The sequence below is a fragment of the Bacillus cereus group sp. Bce041 genome (genome assembly GCF_052646455.1).
This window is the reverse complement of sequence record NZ_JBQXON010000001.1, coordinates 468,766-484,343: the sequence shown is the minus strand read 5'-3', so window position 1 is coordinate 484,343 and position 15,578 is coordinate 468,766. Positions and strand designations below refer to the sequence as shown.

The window sequence follows — 15,578 nt, the reverse complement described above, 5'->3', positions numbered from 1 at the left end:
AGAATAACGTGGAAAGTTTTCAAAGGTGGAGTTTGGTGACAAAGCGAATATGAAGAGAATATCAACGCTTCGTTCGTTAAGAGAGCGGTATGAAAGGGCGGAAACAAATTGAAAAAAAGAATCATTTGTTTCGTGTTTTCTAGTTTCGTGCTTAGTTCGTGTTCGTTTCAGCAAACGATGCAAGAAGAAAAACACTTTGTGGGAACAACGGGAGGAGCTATGGATCGTGTTACGGATCCTATTCCGCTAAAGGAACTTCCAAAATATTTTCCGGTGAAGTTTAAAGTTCCAACGTTTTTACCGTACGATATTACAAGTGATGTGAAGGGGGAAGTAAGAACGCTTGGGAAAAAGAACACTGTCTTAACGATTAAATATAAACAGAAAGAACCAGGTAGGAATGAGTATATTGAGTTAAATGTCGCGAACTTTCCTTATAGTTTTCCGGATCTTGTGGAAGAGAAGCGATTTCAAGAACAAATGAAACTGAATAATGGAACGTCTGCTTATTTTAAAAATAAAGATGATTATGAACGTGGTGACGAATTTGCTACGCTTATATGGAAAGAGAAAGGAATTGAATATCAACTGCTGTATCGGAATGTAGAAGAGAACGATGAAAAGGTAATCAAGCAGAATTTATTATACATTGCGAATAAGATGAAATGAAAAAACTAGCTGATTTATTCAGCTAGTTTTTTGTATGTTATTATTTCTTTTTAATTTTGCCTGTCCAAGATTTAAATCCACCTTGTAATTGGTAGAAATCTTTGTAGCCTTGTTTTTTTAAGTATTGCGCTGCACGACCTGTACGGAATCCGCTTTGGCAATATAAGTAAACAGGTTGATCTTGACGAAGTTCTTTATGGCGAAGGCGAATTTGTGATAACGGAATGTTACGTGCACCTAAAATATGCCCTGCGTTATATTCGTCTGCTTCACGAATATCGATAAGCTGTGCTTTACGGTAGCCAGCGCGAAATTCTTCTTCTGTAAGAGTTTTAATTAATTTTTTCTGATAGAAGTACATCCATACAGTGTAGCCGATAAATGCTACGATTACGGCTAATAAAATAATCCAAGTTGTTGACACGATTCTATCGCTCCCTTTTTTCTTATCCTACTTTCAATATTATAATGCCCTTATGTATTTATGCAACAGATTCATTTGCATATAAGAAGAAATTTCGTATTCTTTCACAAATTTTGTCGAATTTGGTAGACTAGAGAATGTGAAAAATAATTGGTTATATGAGGTGCAGGATGGGAAAAGAAAAATGGTGTTATATTAACTCTGGTCAATGTTCACCGGCATTTAATATGGCGTTAGATGAATGTTTATTAAATTGGCAAAGTGAAAAGAAAATGCCACCAACAATTCGTTTTTATGAATGGGAAGTACCAACATTAACAGTTGGGTATTTTCAACGTGTTGAAAAAGATATTAATATGGATGTAGTTAACGAAAAGAAATATGGATTCGTTCGTCGTCAAACAGGCGGCAGGGGTGTACTACATGACAAAGAGTTAACGTATAGTGTTATTGTGTCTGAAGATCACCCGAATATGCCGAAAACAGTTACAGAAGCGTATCGTGTTATTTCGCAAGGTTTATTAGATGGTTTTAAGGCATTAGGGTTAGAAGCATATTATGCAGTTCCAAAAACAGAAGCAGATCGTGAAAATTTAAAAAATCCACGTTCCGGCGTATGTTTTGATGCACCATCTTGGTATGAAATTGTAGTGGAAGGACGAAAAATTGCTGGTAGTGCTCAAACACGTCAAAAAGGTGTTATTCTACAGCATGGATCGATTCCATTAGAAATTGATTTAGATGAACTATATGATCTATTTTTATTCCCAAATGAACGTGTGAAGGAACGCATGAAGAGTATGTTCTCTTCTAAAGCAGTAGCAATTAATGAATTAACAGACCGTACATTTACGATAGAACAGTTAATTAAAGCGTTTGAAGTTGGCTTTGAAAAAGGATTGGATGTAGAACTTGTTCCATATGAATTAACAGAAGAACAGTTACATGAAGTTCAAACGTTAGCGAAAGAAAAGTATGAAAGTAATGAGTGGAATTATAAAAAATAAGAGATGGCAATTGCCATCTCTTATTTTTTTTATAGTAAATTAAGTACTTTTTCTACTTTGATTCCTTTATCTTGTAAAGAACGAAGGCGACTTACAACGTCCATAATTTCTTTGTCAAATGTAACGCTAATACCTTGGCTTTGTAGTTCTTCTTTTAAGCTTTCAATAGAATCATCTATGTCGATGCCAAGCTCGTAATCTTGACAAACTTCAATTGTCTTTTTCACGAGTTTAACATAATTTTCTTGTAGTTTTGAATTTGTTTCAGTCAAAGCAGGCTGCTTCGGTTTTGCAGGAGCAACCGGTGCTGTCTCTTGCTTTGTAACTGGAGTAGGGACCGCTTTTTTCACAGGCGCTGGAGTAACTAGTTCTACAGCTGCTTCTACGCTTACTGGCTTCGGTGTCGGTACCGGAGTAGGCTTAGGTGCCATAGCAGGTGTTTCCACACGCGTAACAGGCTTAGGAGCAGGTGTAATTGCTTTTGGAGCTTCTACAACTACTTCTTTTTTCGGTGCTGCTTCTACCTGTGTTTCTTCTTGCTCGGCAGCTTCTTTATTTTCTTTACTCCACATAACGCGTTCAATTTCTAGAGAAACATTGTTTTTGTTCATCGCTGTTAATGTAACTTTACCAACTTCAGCGTTTCCAGTGAAATCAACAATTTTATAAATAACACTCTTGTTCCAATCCACGTTTCCGCTCAAAAATAATTCTTCGTTACATTTCGGCGTTAAGCCCTCGATTTTAATTTCTGCGTTTACACCGTTTTCACTATATACCATAATTAGCGAAGCATTTACATCTTCGTCTGCTAACATTAGTTCACGTACCATTTTGCCGGTGCGTACTTGCGTTTTCTTCTTAACTGACATCTAATTTCTCCTCTCAAAAATTCAGTAATAATAAAAAAATCGTATAACGAAAAATAATTGCTCACGAAGATTTATGATACCGATAATAAAAGCATCACGTCAACAATTAACTTTAATTATTTTGCATTTTTCTTATTTTCTTTATGAAATTTTTCAATTTGTAAAATTAGACAGAAGAAAAAACAGCCTTTTGAAGGGCTGTTAAAAATTTGATTTTTTATATAGTAATTTATATAAAATAAAAAATAAGATAGCAATTAAAGCATTTTGCCAAAAGTTTAGATGATAAATGAGATAAGGTTGCTTTTGGAAATAAATATTTAAGAATACAGCGGAACAAAATGGAGTAGCAAATGCGAATCCAAATAGAATTCTTCTTTTCCAATTCATTTTCTGATTAAAGGAGTAACGCTTTAATAAATATAAAATAAATAGTATACCTAGTATAATTATTGAAACAGACGAAGTAGTTCCAAGGATACTAAAAGGTGGACTTATTATTTCGGTGTTCTTTTCAAAAAAGAAAACGAAAAGAGAAGCAATGGTGTCCATTCCAAACTGTATAGCGAGAAGTAAGCTAATAACAAAGCCGATTAAAGAAGTTTTTTCTAACATTGTTTGAACCGGCAAAGCCGATATGAGTTCATCACAATAAGATTGTAAGTCATCACCAAAAATGTCATAAGCATTTTTGTTTTCTGTTTGTGCTTCGATGAGATGGTCTAATATTTCTAGTAATAGTTCTTCTACTTGTTGCTCTGGCACGTTAGATAAACGAAGATAAACTAACATATCGCTATAAGCAACTTCATTTTCAGGTGTTAGAAGCTCACGTTTTTTATTATTCAATTCAATCATGTCTTGTGCATTCATCCCTATCACTCCCCCTGTAATAAGTTATTTACCGTAGTTGAAACCATTCCCCAGCTTTGTTTAAATTCTTCAAGCTGCTCTAATCCTTTATCGGTTACGTGATAATATTTTCGTTTTGGACCGAGTGAGGAGGCTTTTAATGTTCCTTCAATCAATTTTTCTTTTTGCATACGTAACAATAACGGATATATGCTTCCTTCGCTTACGAATGTAAATCCGTGTTTATTTAATTTTGTGCTCAGTTCATATCCGTACACTTCTTCTTGTGAAATGATGTATAGGATGCAACCTTCTAGTACACCTTTTAACATTTGGCTGTGCATGATTTCACCACCTTTTACTCAGGTAACTTGCGTTGCAAGGTAGCTGTTATCCAAATTATAACATTCAGTAACTTGCAACGCAAGTTACTGAAGTGGAAAACTTTAATGCGTGTTAATTTTTCAACGTTTCCCATACTAACGAGAGGGAGGGAAGCACATGAAACCATTTATGCCAAAACTCGTTTACTTTGAACCAAAGGCACTTGAATATCCGCTTGGAAAAGAGCTTTATGAGAAGTTTACGAAGATGGGATTAGAAATTCGTGAAACGACATCACATAATCAAATTAGAAATTTGCCAGGAGAAAATGATTTGCAAAAGTATCGTAATGCAAAGGCTACACTTGTCGTTGGAGTAAGGAAGACGCTAAAGTTTGATACGTCAAAACCGTCAGCTGAATATGCAATTCCGCTCGCAACAGGGTGTATGGGACATTGTCATTATTGCTATTTGCAAACAACACTTGGGAGTAAGCCTTACGTTCGTGTGTATGTCAATCTTGATGAAATATTTGAGAAGGCAAAGCAATATATGGATGAAAGGGCACCTGAAATAACAAGATTTGAAGCAGCGTGTACATCAGACATTGTTGGGATTGATCATTTAACACATGCATTAAAGCGGGTGATTGAATTCATTGGAGAAAGTGAATATGGGCGCTTACGTTTCGTCACGAAATATTCGCACGTTGATCATTTATTAGATGCAAAGCATAATGGGAAAACTCGTTTCAGGTTTAGTATAAATTCACGATATGTAATTAAAAATTTTGAACCAGGGACATCGCCATTTGAGGAGCGAATTGAGGCGGCACGTAAAGTAGCAGGTGCAGGTTATCCACTTGGTTTTATAGTCGCGCCACTTTATATGCATGAAGGATGGGAAGAAGGATATCGTGAACTATTTGAGCGACTGTACAATGCGCTGAAAGATATGACGATACCAAATTTAACGTTTGAATTAATTCAGCATCGTTTTACGAAACCAGCGAAAAAGGTTATTCAAGAGCGTTATCCAAATACGAAGCTTGAAATGGATGAAGAGAAGCGGAAGTATAAATGGGGACGATATGGCATCGGAAAATATGTATATAAAAAGGATGATGCAGCAGTATTGGAAGAAACGATAAGAGGTTATATAAATGAATTTTTTCCTAATGCAGAAATACAATATTTTACTTAAGGGGGGTCTGTATGCAAATACAGATTCTTTTTTGTTTTATATATTTAGGCTCGTTTTCAACTTGTCACGTTATTCTTTCTGGTGTATCATTTTATTGATTGCTTCGTACGGAATAAGCAAAATGAACTTGGATGGAGGAAACCGATGCCTACCCCTAGTATGGAAGATTATATTGAACAAATTTATTTGTTGATTGATGAAAAGGGTTACGCCCGCGTATCTGATATTGCTGAAGCGCTTAGTGTACATCCATCCTCTGTAACAAAAATGGTGCAAAAATTAGACAAAGATGAATATCTAATTTATGAAAAATATAGAGGGCTTGTATTAACAACAAAAGGTAAAAAAATCGGAGAACGTCTCGTATATCGTCATGACTTGCTAGAGCAATTTATGCGTATTATCGGTGTGGATGAAAGTAAAATTTACAATGATGTAGAAGGAATTGAACATCATTTAAGTTGGGAAGCGATTGATCGCATTGGTGATTTAGTGCAATACTTTGAACAAGATACAGTCCGAGTGGAAACACTTCGCGGTGTTCAAAGAGCAAATGAAGAGAAAAGTAATTAAGGGGAACGTATGGCGTTTCCTTTTTTATTTCAATTCGAAAAGGATGGGAGAATTATGAAAGCAATTATTTTTGATTTTGATGGATTAATTGTGGACACAGAAACGATATGGTTTCACTCTTTCAGAGATGCTGTTCGTGAATACGGCGGGGAACTACCTTTAGAGGAATTTGCGAAATGCATTGGAACAACAGATGAGGTACTTTATACATATCTAAATGATCAATTAAAAGAGAAGTTTAACAAAAGTGTATTAAAAGAAAAAGTGGCAACTTTACATAAAGAGAAAATGAGAATACCAGAAGCTCGTGACGGGGTAAAAGAATATTTAGAAGAAGCGAAAGAAATGGGATTAAAAATCGCACTAGCTTCTAGTTCTTCTAGAGAATGGGTTATTCATTTTTTAGAAGAGCTACAAATTCGAGAATATTTTGAAGTAATTAAAACGAGAGAAGATGTTGAGAAGGTAAAACCAGATCCAGCTCTTTATCGAGTTGCAATAGAAGAATTAGGAATTAAGCCATCTGAAGCTGTTGTATTTGAAGACTCATTAAATGGATTGAGAGCAGCAGTTGCAGCGGGATTAACGTGCGTTGTGGTACCTAATGATGTGACACGGAATTTACCGTTTGAAAATCATCATCTTCGAATTGAAAGTATGAGAGAGAAAAGTTTAAAAGAAGTGCTTCAAAGTATAAAAAAAGACCGTATTTCCTAAAAGGAAGCACGGTCTTTCTTTTTGCTTTTTTTGCCTTCAATGACAGTTAAATGAGACTGTTTTCTTTTTCGTTTCAAAGTGGAAGAATTCCCTTTTTTACTTTTGTCATTAGAAGTATTTGACTTAAAGAAAGAATTGCCTAGGGGTGCTACATTTTGTTTCCCATGTTTGCGGTTCGATTGTTTTGCCGCACGCTTATATGAGCTTTGCGAATTTGCGGAACCACTGGAATTTGTAAACATCTTGTATAGCAAGTAAAAGATACCGACAACAAGTAACATGTACCCGATATTTCTTAATACACCCATGGGATTTGTAATAACAGATGAAACAAGGCCGAATATTGCCAATCCGATAATAAGCACAAATATAGCGAAAGTAAACGAACGACCGTTCATAAGGGACACCTCCTAAAAACATATATTGAAATTAGTATATTAACGATGAGGAAAGGAGTTGAACACCATTTTTAAATAATTATTGTTTGTTCTCTAAACGTAATAATTCTTCAAACGATGCAATTGCTACTTCCACTTGATCATCTGTTGGTTCTTTCGTTGTTAATAGTTGTAGCCATAATCCAGGATATCCAAGTACGCGTAATACGGGAATGTCTCGTAATCGATTTGTAAATTGCAATACTTCAAAAGAAATACCAAGTACAACTGGAATTAATAAAATTCTGTTTATAACTCGTGCCCAAAGAGGATCTGTAGGGACTAGGAAATAAACGAACATTCCAATAATGACTGTAAATATAATAAAGCTACTGCCGCATCTATAATGGAGACGAGTTTGCTTTTGAACGTTTTCTACAGTCAGAGGAAGGTTATTCTCGTAAGCATTGATTACCTTATGCTCTGCACCGTGATACTGAAATACCCGCTTAATAAGTGGGGTTAAAGAAATAAAGTATATATAGCTCAATAATAGCATGAGCTTAATGACACTTTCGACAATGATTTGCCCAGTATGAGATGGGAAAATCGGTCTCGTTAATTCAGCTAATAGTGCAGGAACTGCTGTGAAAATGACTTTACCGAATATAAAAGATAAAACGCCAACAGCTGCAACTCCTAATACCATCGTTAATTTTGATTGTTCTTCTTTTTTATTTGCAATTTGTTCATCATCTTCTGGGTGGACGTCAAATCGTTCTGAAGCGAAGTTTAAATGCTTTGCTCCATTCGCACTTGCATCCACAATAGCGGCAATCCCTCGTAAAAATGGAATTTTTTTTAGGGTAGATAGTACTTTATTACGAACGCGTGGTAATCGATAAAATTCAATCGATTTATCTTTACGACGAACCGCTGTAACAGTATATTCTCTACCGCCAAACATAACTCCTTCTATGACCGCTTGCCCGCCATATATTTGTTTTGACTCTTCTGCCATGTTAACACCAACCTGTATTTGTTTCTCTCTTATGTAGAAAAAGAGGCAATTGTCATACTGGGTTCTGTCGTTTTGAAATAAGACAATCACCGAGTTTCCTTTATTTTATCGGCAAATACAAGTAGATGACAAGGGAAAATGTTATGAGAGTCGGACATTTCTTATTCTTTTTATAGACAAATTTCGCAGGATTTAAACATGCTTCAAAATAGTTTCGGGCATACTATTGAGCGGAGGTGTCGATGTGAGTCAAGAACAATTAGGAACAAGGAATTTTGTGCAGATTGGTTTGTTTGGTGGAATCTTTTGGGGCGGGATCTGGTATTTCCTTCATATATTTTCATTCACGGAGGCGGGACCGAATTATTTCCTTTTACCATTTGCGTTTGGAAGTTGGAAAGAGGGGGTATGGGGCAATGTGTTCGGAATAGTGTGTATGGGACTTCTTTCAATTTTGATCGCCTTTTTGTATAAAGCATTTTTTGCGAAGTTTGAAGGGATTATAGCGGGAATTATTTATGGGCTATTTTGGTGGGCACTACTGTTTTTGGGGATGGGTTTAATGGCTCCTGTTATTAAAAGTGCGCTCCATTTACCAAAAGAGACAATTGTGACGACAATATGTATTTTTATATTGTATGGTGTGTTTATAGCATATTCTGTTTCTTACGCAGTAAATAGCAATAAAGCAGAACAAGAAGGGTAAGAGAAGACGAACTATTCAAATAAGTAACTCCTATGTTAAAATATTGTATAGATATTTAATATTAAGGAGTTTTAAGAATATGAAAAAGCTACTCCTCGTAAACGGTCCTAACCTAAATCGCCTCGGTGTTCGTGAGGTAAATGTATATGGAAAGGGCACGCTAGCGACACTTGAAGCAGATATGAAGCAAGAAGCAGAAACAATGGGAGTGGAGTTAGAATGTTTCCAATCGAATCATGAAGGTGCCATTATCGACATTATTCATGAAGCGGAAGATATATATGAAGGGATCATTTTAAATCCGGGAGCATTTACGCATTATAGCTATGCGATTCGTGATGCCATTGCGAGCATTTCGATTCCTGTTATTGAAGTACATATTTCTAACATTCATCAGCGTGAAGCGTTCCGTCATGAATCTGTGACGGCAGCTGTTTGTGCAGGTCAAATTGTAGGATTTGGTTTTTATGGCTATAAGTTAGCATTATTTGCATTAATGGAGAAATTGAGGGAGGCATAAAGTAATGGAGAAAATTGAAAGATTACGAAGTGCATTTGATGAGGCTGGCATTGACGGTATTTTGTTAACAAATGAACATAGTCGTAGATATATGGCTAACTTCACAGGAACAGCAGGCGTTGTTCTTATTTCAAAAGATCGTGCTCAATTTATTACAGATTTCCGTTACGTCGAGCAGGCAAGTAAACAAGCGGTTGGATATGAGGTTGTACAGCACGCAGGATTGATCATTGATGAAGTGGCAAAGCAAGTGAAAGAGCTTGGAATTCAAAAACTTGGTTTTGAGCAAGATACTCTTACATATAGTTCTTATTCAGTGCATAAGGAAGCGATTGATGCTGAATTTATCCCGACTTCTGGACTTGTAGAAAAGTTACGCTTGATAAAGACTGATTCAGAGATTAAGATATTAAAGGAAGCTGCACAGATTGCAGATGCTGCCTTTGAGCATATTCTATCATTCATTCGCCCGGGAGTATCTGAAATTGAAGTGTCAAATGAACTTGAATTTTTCATGAGAAAACAAGGAGCAACATCTTCTTCGTTTGATATTATCGTTGCTTCAGGTCTTCGTTCGGCATTACCGCACGGCGTGGCATCTGAAAAAGTGATAGAAACAGGAGATTTCGTTACATTAGACTTCGGCGCTTATTACAAAGGATATTGTTCTGATATTACTCGTACGATTGCAGTCGGTGAACCATCTGATAAATTAAAAGAAATTTATAATATCGTTTTAGAAGCACAACTACGTGGTGTGAACGGTATTAAAGCTGGTTTAACAGGTCGCGAGGCTGATGCGCTAACGCGTGACTACATAACGGAAAAAGGATATGGTGAATACTTTGGACACTCTACTGGTCATGGAATAGGTCTTGAAATCCATGAAGCACCAGGTTTAGCGTTCCGTTCTGATACAGTACTTGAACCAGGTATGGCTGTAACAGTAGAGCCAGGTATTTATATTCCAGGTATTGGCGGCGTACGTATTGAAGATGATATCATTGTGACAAGTGAAGGTAATGAAGTAATTACGAAATCACCAAAAGAACTTATTATTTTGTAATACACAGGAGGATTTTTTTACATGATTTCAGTAAACGATTTTCGTACAGGTTTAACAATTTCAGTGGACAATGCCCTTTGGCAAGTACTTGATTTCCAACACGTAAAGCCAGGTAAAGGTGCTGCATTCGTTCGTTCTAAACTACGTAATCTTCGCACAGGTTCTGTTCAAGAGAAAACATTCCGTGCAGGTGAGAAAGTAGAAAAAGCACACATCGAAAACCGTCGTATGCAATACTTATACGCAAGCGGTGAGGCTCACGTATTTATGGATAACGGAACTTATGAGCAAATCGAACTTGGTGAAAAACAAATCGAGCGCGAGCTTAAATTCCTAAAAGAAAACATGGAAGTAGCAATTATGACTTACCAAGGCGAAGTACTTGGTGTTGAACTTCCAAACACAGTTGAATTACAAGTTACAGAAACAGAGCCTGGTATTAAAGGTGATACTGCTTCTAACGTAACAAAACCAGCTACATTAGAAACTGGTCTTGTTGTACAAGTACCGATCTTCATTAACGAAGGCGAAATGCTTATCATCAACACTGGTGAAGGTAAATACGTTTCTCGTGCATAGTAAAAAAACACTCGTGATAATTCACGAGTGTTTTTTTTATAGGAAATAGGGTAGATAGTAAATAGCTGTTACTATAAAACTGACTAAAACAAGTGAAAGAGTACCCATAATAGATGGAGTCAAAACAATTTGAAATGGTTTTATTTCGCCAGTCTCAACGCCAGTTAATGTTTTGCTTATTGCGTGATCTGTAATGTTATTTCTATGGTTACTCATAATAATTAACCACATAATTGCAAATATTGCTAAACTACCAAGGAAAAAGGTCTCTATAAATGACCAACCGACTAATAATGAAAAAAGATAAATAAGAGCTAATTCTACTACAACGGTTAAACTAATTTTCAATGCCTTCATATTTTTCCTCCTCATTCTGTAATTTCAACCAGTTTAAAAAATTTTCACGTGACACGACATGCAGAGAGCAAGGTGACCTTACTTCTTTCTCTAGTGCAGCGTGTTCGTCTGGAAACTTGTTTTCCACATGCAATGAAATATAGGGTAGTTTTTCTTGTGCTTTTAGTGAGCGGATATTATTCGTTTTAGCACCAGCAAATACGTAGGAAAGTTGTAAGTCTAAAAAGGCGATTTTAAAGATTTCTTTTTTAGCAGCCTCGTTATAGCCTTTTCCCCAGTATGGATAGCCAATCCAACTACCAATGTGAGATTGCTTTTTTTCATTATTAATATGTTTAAGTGTGGTGAGGCCAATTATTTCATTTTCTTCATTCACAATCATTCTCGATAAGGATTTCTTTTGACGCTCTTCTTCTATTGCGAAAAGAAGAAATGTTTTCGTGTCTTCGATGTTTTCTACCGTTATCCCCAATGCATTTTTTATATGTGGATCACTTGATAGCTCGAAAATCACATTTGTATAGCATAAATCTAGTGGTAATAAAGTGACGTGCTGCATGGTTTAAACCCCTTTTAAACTAAATATACCATAATATAACATAAAATAATACGAATATTCAGATTCTAATTCAGACTTTAGAGAAAAATTATGTTTTTACTTCTGAAATAGACAACCTCTGCATATGGTTGTACAAATATATTCTTTTTTAGAATACGAAGTTAGTAACTGTTACGGGAGAAGGTGGAAGAATGAAACAGTGGCTAGCGGCAATGGAAACATCCGTGCTTGTTATGGGGGCACTTCGATTATTTTCAGGTAGTGCGGAGATATTTGCTGCTTTGCTTATGCTTTATGTGAATGATGCGAAGAAAGCGTTGTTTATAAATGGTATGTTGGCGTTTGTTGGACCTACCGTATTAATTTTAACAATGACAATTGGGATAGCGAGTGTAGCAAGTGAAATTTCTTTCTTGAAGCTCTTTTTTCTAGCGCTTGGAATTTGCTGTATTTTTATCGCATTACTGAAATAGTAAGTCGAGTATAGTGGGGAGAAGCCGATGAAAGAGGTATTAGAAGTTTTACCAAAAACGATGAAGTACTTAATTGAAGAATGTAAGCAATACGATGCTTTAGAGGAAATTCGTGTTCGAATTGGAAGGCCGCTAGAGTGTATTGCACACGGAAAGGTGTTTTTTTATGACTATATCACTACTGCAGAGGATGCTATTTACTTATTGAATAAATTAAGTCAATTCTCAATTTATACGATGGAAGAGGAATTAAAACGTGGGTATGTGACGCTTCGCGGGGGGCATAGAATCGGGTTAGCAGGAAAAGTCATTACAGAAAAAAGCGCAGTGAAAATGATTCGTGATGTCTCTTCCTTTAATATTCGTATTGCTCGTCAAAAAATAGGGATTGCTGAACCGCTTTTGCCATATTTGTATGAAAAAAGGTGGTTAAACACGATGGTAATTGGCCCTCCCCAAACGGGAAAAACGACACTTTTAAGAGATGTAGCACGTTGCATGAGTCAAGGGGTAAGTGCTTCGGAAATTCCTTCCTGTAAAGTGGGGATCGTTGATGAACGTTCAGAAATTGCTGGCTGTGTGAAAGGAATCCCGCAATATGATTTTGGTACCCGAGTCGATGTGTTAGACGCATGTCCAAAGGCAGAAGGAATGATGATGATGATTCGTTCTATGAGTCCTGATATTTTGATCGTAGATGAAATTGGCCGTAAAGAAGATAGTGAAGCAATTATGGAGGCAGTGCATGCAGGTGTTCAGCTTTTTATAAGCGCACACGGATTTTCCTATGAGGATGTTGTGAGACGTCCATCGCTCAAGGCAGTGCTAGAGCTTGGTATATTTGATAGGTTTGTGGAGTTGTCAAAAGCGAGGGGTCCAGGAACGGTTATGCAGGTGAAAGATAAATATGGAAAACCAGTGTTATCAAATAGAAAGGCTGAGGGCGTATGGTGAAAATATTTGGTGCAGTGTTAATCGTTGCGGTCAGCACCTTTTTCGGGTTTTCGTACGCTAAAAGATACAGTGAGAGGCCGAGGCAACTTAGGTTATTAAAATCAGCACTTCAATCATTAGAGGCAGAAATTATGTATGGACACACACCTTTATCTGAGGCTGCCGAGCGATTAGTTAAACAAATGCCAAAGCCATTAAATTGGATATTTCAAAGTTTCGCTAAAAAACTAGAAAGTGGAGAACAAACGGTAAGGGAAGCTTGGATAGATAGTTTGAAAGAGAATTGGAAGTTGACGGCTTTTCAACAAACCGAGTATGAAATACTGCAGCAATTTGGTGAAACGCTCGGGCAACATGATCGTGAATCACAACAAAAACATATTCGCTTATGTATTACACATTTGGAGAGAGAAGAAGAGGAAGCGAAAGCTTTACAACTGCAATACGAAAAAATGATTAAGAGCTTAGGGGTACTAGCAGGGCTACTAATTGTAATTTTACTGCTATAGGGGGGAGAAAGGCGATGTCCATTGATGTTGGATTAATATTTCAAATCGCCGGAATCGGCATTGTTTTAGCTTTCATTCATACTGTACTAAAAGAATTGAAGCGTGAGGATATTGCAAATTGGGTTATCCTTGTCGGTTTTGTCGTCATTTTATTTCATGTTGCATTTTTAATTAATACGCTATTCGACAAGATTAAAAGTGTCTTTCTCTTCCAGTAAAGGAGGCGGTTCGAATCGAAATTATACAAATTGTCGGATTAGGCCTCGTTGCTACGTTTTTAGCTGCTGTTTTGAACCAGCATAAATCTAGTATTACATCTTTATTTATTGTGTTCGTAGGTAGCGTGATGTTTCTTATTTTAATCGATCAAATTCATTCTATTTTACAAATGATTGAGAGAGTAGCGAGTGAAGCGAAAGTTAGTAACGTCTACGTGGAAACGTTACTAAAGATTATTGGAATTGCTTATATTGCCGAGTTTGGAGCTCAAATTACAAAAGATGCTGGTCAAGGTGCCATCGCTTCGAAAATTGAACTTGCTGGGAAAATCTTAATTCTCGTTATGGCAATTCCTATTTTGACGGTTGTAATTGAAACTATTCTCGGATTTTTACCGACGGGATAAGGGGGAGTGAATGTTGAGGAGGTTTGGAGCTAAGCTGCTATTTGCTTGCTTCCTTTTCTTTTCTTTACCGGTTGTTGTACAAGCTTCTCCTGTAGAAACAAACGTCGTTGATCAACAATTGGATAAGCTCGGAATTGAAGATGTGAAGCAATTTTGGGACGGGCTTGTTACAAAATATGGAGGCTATTTGCCAGAGAGTCAAAAAGGGAGTTTTATGGAGTTTGTAAAGGGAGAAAAAGAATTCTCTCTAAAAGAGTGGATGATAGGGTTATTAAAATATTTATTTCATGAGCTTGCAGCTAATGGAAAACTGCTTGGCACACTCATTATGCTCACAATCTTTAGTGCATTGTTGCAATCACTGCAATCCGCTTTTTCAAAAAGTAGTGTAAGTAAAATTGCTGATGCTGTTGTATATATGGTACTTATTATTTTTGCTTTAAATAGTTTTTATGTCGTTATGACATATGCAAGAGAAACGATACAAACAATGGTAGATTTCATATTAGCGCTATTGCCAATTTTATTGGCGCTTATAGCGACTGGTGGCGGGGTTGTATCTGTATCTTTCTTTCATCCGATTATCATTTTCTTAATGAATACAAGCGGGCTTCTTATGAATTATATCGTTCTACCGCTTTTATTACTGGCAACGATATTAAGTATTGTAAGTACAATGAGTGATCAATATAAAGTTACGAAATTGTCCAAGCTTCTGCAAAACGTTAGCGTTGGGATTATCGGTATTTTCTTAACGATTTTTTTAGGAGTATTATCTGTACAAGGAACAGCGACAGCCGTCGCTGATGGAATAGCTGTGAAAACTGCTAAATTTGTAACAGGGAACTTCATTCCAGTAGTCGGAAGGATGTTTACAGAAGCGGCAGATACTGTTATTAGCGCATCAGGATTATTGAAAAACACAGTCGGAATTATTGGACTCGTCATTTTATGTTTAATTGTTGCTTTTCCAGCGATTCAAATTTTCTGTATCGCATTTATTTATAAATTCGCAGCAGCAGTATTGCAACCGGTTGGCGGCGGAGCAATTATTCAATGCTTAGACATTATTGGACGAAGCATCATTTACGTATTTGCTTGCTTAGCTATCGTATCATTTATGTTCTTTTTAAGTATTACAATTATTATTGCTGCGGGGAATATTACACTTATGATGCGGTAGGAGGTGAA

Annotated in this window: 23 protein-coding genes; 15 read left to right on the top strand and 8 right to left on the bottom strand. The window is 36.5% G+C overall.

What is annotated here, in order from left to right:
• The first annotated feature begins 132 nt into the window (after positions 1–132).
• Entirely contained in the window at positions 133–669 is a 537-nt protein-coding gene (locus ACUN13_RS02505; RefSeq protein WP_033666640.1) for a hypothetical protein, read from the top strand.
• 40 nt (positions 670–709) lie between these two features.
• On the opposite strand, the gene ACUN13_RS02500 is transcribed toward ACUN13_RS02505, so the two are convergent.
• Complete coding sequence (locus ACUN13_RS02500) at positions 710–1,093, bottom strand: rhodanese-like domain-containing protein (RefSeq protein WP_000108653.1); 384 nt, start codon at positions 1,091–1,093, stop codon at positions 710–712.
• A gap of 170 nt (positions 1,094–1,263) precedes the next feature.
• Here ACUN13_RS02500 and ACUN13_RS02495 point away from each other — a divergent pair, with 170 nt between their 5' ends.
• A complete protein-coding gene (locus tag ACUN13_RS02495) occupies positions 1,264–2,100 on the top strand; it encodes a lipoate--protein ligase family protein (protein ID WP_000514081.1) in 837 nt (278 codons plus the stop codon).
• A 29-nt stretch (positions 2,101–2,129) separates the two neighbouring features.
• On the opposite strand, the gene ACUN13_RS02490 is transcribed toward ACUN13_RS02495, so the two are convergent.
• The 3 genes from ACUN13_RS02490 to ACUN13_RS02480 all read right to left on the bottom strand — a co-directional run bounded on the left by ACUN13_RS02490 (position 2,130) and on the right by ACUN13_RS02480 (position 4,168).
• Positions 2,130–2,972, bottom strand: coding sequence for a hypothetical protein (locus ACUN13_RS02490; protein WP_000111900.1), 843 nt, complete (start codon positions 2,970–2,972; stop codon positions 2,130–2,132).
• Between the two features lie 201 nt (positions 2,973–3,173).
• Positions 3,174–3,845: a DUF1129 family protein gene (locus tag ACUN13_RS02485; protein WP_142292877.1), complete on the bottom strand. Its 672-nt coding sequence runs from the start codon at positions 3,843–3,845 to the stop codon at positions 3,174–3,176.
• Positions 3,846–3,850: 5 nt separating this feature from the next.
• Complete coding sequence (locus ACUN13_RS02480; RefSeq protein WP_000556083.1) at positions 3,851–4,168, bottom strand: PadR family transcriptional regulator; 318 nt, start codon at positions 4,166–4,168, stop codon at positions 3,851–3,853.
• A gap of 157 nt (positions 4,169–4,325) precedes the next feature.
• Between ACUN13_RS02480 and splB the strand changes: the two genes are divergently transcribed.
• The 3 genes from splB (at position 4,326) to ACUN13_RS02465 (ending at position 6,641) form a co-directional block, all read left to right on the top strand.
• The gene (gene splB / locus ACUN13_RS02475; RefSeq protein ID WP_445423651.1) at positions 4,326–5,351 is read left to right on the top strand and encodes a spore photoproduct lyase; all 1,026 of its coding nucleotides are present in this window, start codon (positions 4,326–4,328) and stop codon (positions 5,349–5,351) included.
• Positions 5,352–5,495: 144 nt separating this feature from the next.
• Complete coding sequence (mntR, locus tag ACUN13_RS02470) at positions 5,496–5,924, top strand: transcriptional regulator MntR (protein WP_001143085.1); 429 nt, start codon at positions 5,496–5,498, stop codon at positions 5,922–5,924.
• 54 nt (positions 5,925–5,978) lie between these two features.
• Positions 5,979–6,641: an HAD family hydrolase gene (locus ACUN13_RS02465; protein WP_025687934.1), complete on the top strand. Its 663-nt coding sequence runs from the start codon at positions 5,979–5,981 to the stop codon at positions 6,639–6,641.
• Here the strand turns inward: ACUN13_RS02465 and ACUN13_RS02460 are convergent.
• Positions 6,638–7,039: an SA1362 family protein gene (locus tag ACUN13_RS02460; RefSeq protein WP_001014463.1), complete on the bottom strand. Its 402-nt coding sequence runs from the start codon at positions 7,037–7,039 to the stop codon at positions 6,638–6,640. The genes ACUN13_RS02465 and ACUN13_RS02460 overlap by 4 nt on opposite strands.
• Positions 7,040–7,118: 79 nt before the next feature.
• Complete coding sequence (locus tag ACUN13_RS02455) at positions 7,119–8,039, bottom strand: DUF1385 domain-containing protein (RefSeq protein ID WP_000807121.1); 921 nt, start codon at positions 8,037–8,039, stop codon at positions 7,119–7,121.
• A gap of 244 nt (positions 8,040–8,283) precedes the next feature.
• Between ACUN13_RS02455 and ACUN13_RS02450 the strand changes: the two genes are divergently transcribed.
• The 4 genes from ACUN13_RS02450 (at position 8,284) to efp (ending at position 10,910) form a co-directional block, all read left to right on the top strand.
• Entirely contained in the window at positions 8,284–8,745 is a 462-nt protein-coding gene (locus ACUN13_RS02450) for a YqhR family membrane protein (protein WP_000076880.1), read from the top strand.
• Positions 8,746–8,824: 79 nt separating this feature from the next.
• The gene (gene aroQ / locus ACUN13_RS02445) at positions 8,825–9,265 is read left to right on the top strand and encodes a type II 3-dehydroquinate dehydratase (RefSeq protein WP_025687933.1); all 441 of its coding nucleotides are present in this window, start codon (positions 8,825–8,827) and stop codon (positions 9,263–9,265) included.
• Between the two features lie 4 nt (positions 9,266–9,269).
• A complete protein-coding gene (pepQ, locus tag ACUN13_RS02440; protein WP_000411040.1) occupies positions 9,270–10,331 on the top strand; it encodes a Xaa-Pro dipeptidase in 1,062 nt (353 codons plus the stop codon).
• 21 nt (positions 10,332–10,352) lie between these two features.
• Positions 10,353–10,910 (top strand): elongation factor P, encoded by a 558-nt coding sequence (gene efp / locus ACUN13_RS02435; protein WP_000626516.1) that lies wholly within the window; start codon positions 10,353–10,355, stop codon positions 10,908–10,910.
• A 36-nt stretch (positions 10,911–10,946) separates the two neighbouring features.
• Here the strand turns inward: efp and ACUN13_RS02430 are convergent, their stop codons facing one another.
• Together ACUN13_RS02430 and ACUN13_RS02425 are read right to left on the bottom strand one after the other, a co-directional pair.
• Positions 10,947–11,267 carry a hypothetical protein gene (locus ACUN13_RS02430; protein ID WP_000645572.1) on the bottom strand — a complete coding sequence of 107 codons (321 nt, stop codon included), beginning with the start codon at positions 11,265–11,267 and terminating at the stop codon, positions 10,947–10,949.
• On the bottom strand, positions 11,248–11,826 hold the full coding sequence (locus tag ACUN13_RS02425; RefSeq protein ID WP_001164986.1) for a GNAT family N-acetyltransferase: 579 nt from the start codon (positions 11,824–11,826) through the stop codon (positions 11,248–11,250). The genes ACUN13_RS02430 and ACUN13_RS02425 overlap by 20 nt, the downstream gene beginning before the upstream one ends.
• 191 nt (positions 11,827–12,017) lie before the next feature.
• Here ACUN13_RS02425 and ACUN13_RS02420 point away from each other — a divergent pair, with 191 nt between their 5' ends.
• From ACUN13_RS02420 to spoIIIAE, 6 genes are read left to right on the top strand one after another with little or no spacing between them, the layout of a single operon-like run.
• Positions 12,018–12,299, top strand: a complete 282-nt coding sequence (locus tag ACUN13_RS02420; RefSeq protein WP_000816050.1) for a YqhV family protein — start codon at positions 12,018–12,020, stop codon at positions 12,297–12,299.
• A gap of 27 nt (positions 12,300–12,326) precedes the next feature.
• The gene (spoIIIAA, locus tag ACUN13_RS02415) at positions 12,327–13,253 is read left to right on the top strand and encodes a stage III sporulation protein AA (RefSeq protein WP_000665905.1); all 927 of its coding nucleotides are present in this window, start codon (positions 12,327–12,329) and stop codon (positions 13,251–13,253) included.
• A complete protein-coding gene (gene spoIIIAB / locus ACUN13_RS02410; RefSeq protein ID WP_000238702.1) occupies positions 13,247–13,762 on the top strand; it encodes a stage III sporulation protein SpoIIIAB in 516 nt (171 codons plus the stop codon). The genes spoIIIAA and spoIIIAB overlap by 7 nt, the downstream gene beginning before the upstream one ends.
• Positions 13,763–13,776: 14 nt before the next feature.
• Complete coding sequence (spoIIIAC, locus tag ACUN13_RS02405) at positions 13,777–13,980, top strand: stage III sporulation protein AC (protein ID WP_000020914.1); 204 nt, start codon at positions 13,777–13,779, stop codon at positions 13,978–13,980.
• 23 nt (positions 13,981–14,003) lie between these two features.
• Complete coding sequence (spoIIIAD, locus tag ACUN13_RS02400; protein WP_077393170.1) at positions 14,004–14,387, top strand: stage III sporulation protein AD; 384 nt, start codon at positions 14,004–14,006, stop codon at positions 14,385–14,387.
• Between the two features lie 10 nt (positions 14,388–14,397).
• Positions 14,398–15,570, top strand: a complete 1,173-nt coding sequence (gene spoIIIAE / locus ACUN13_RS02395; protein WP_000946110.1) for a stage III sporulation protein AE — start codon at positions 14,398–14,400, stop codon at positions 15,568–15,570.
• Positions 15,571–15,578 lie beyond the last annotated feature (8 nt).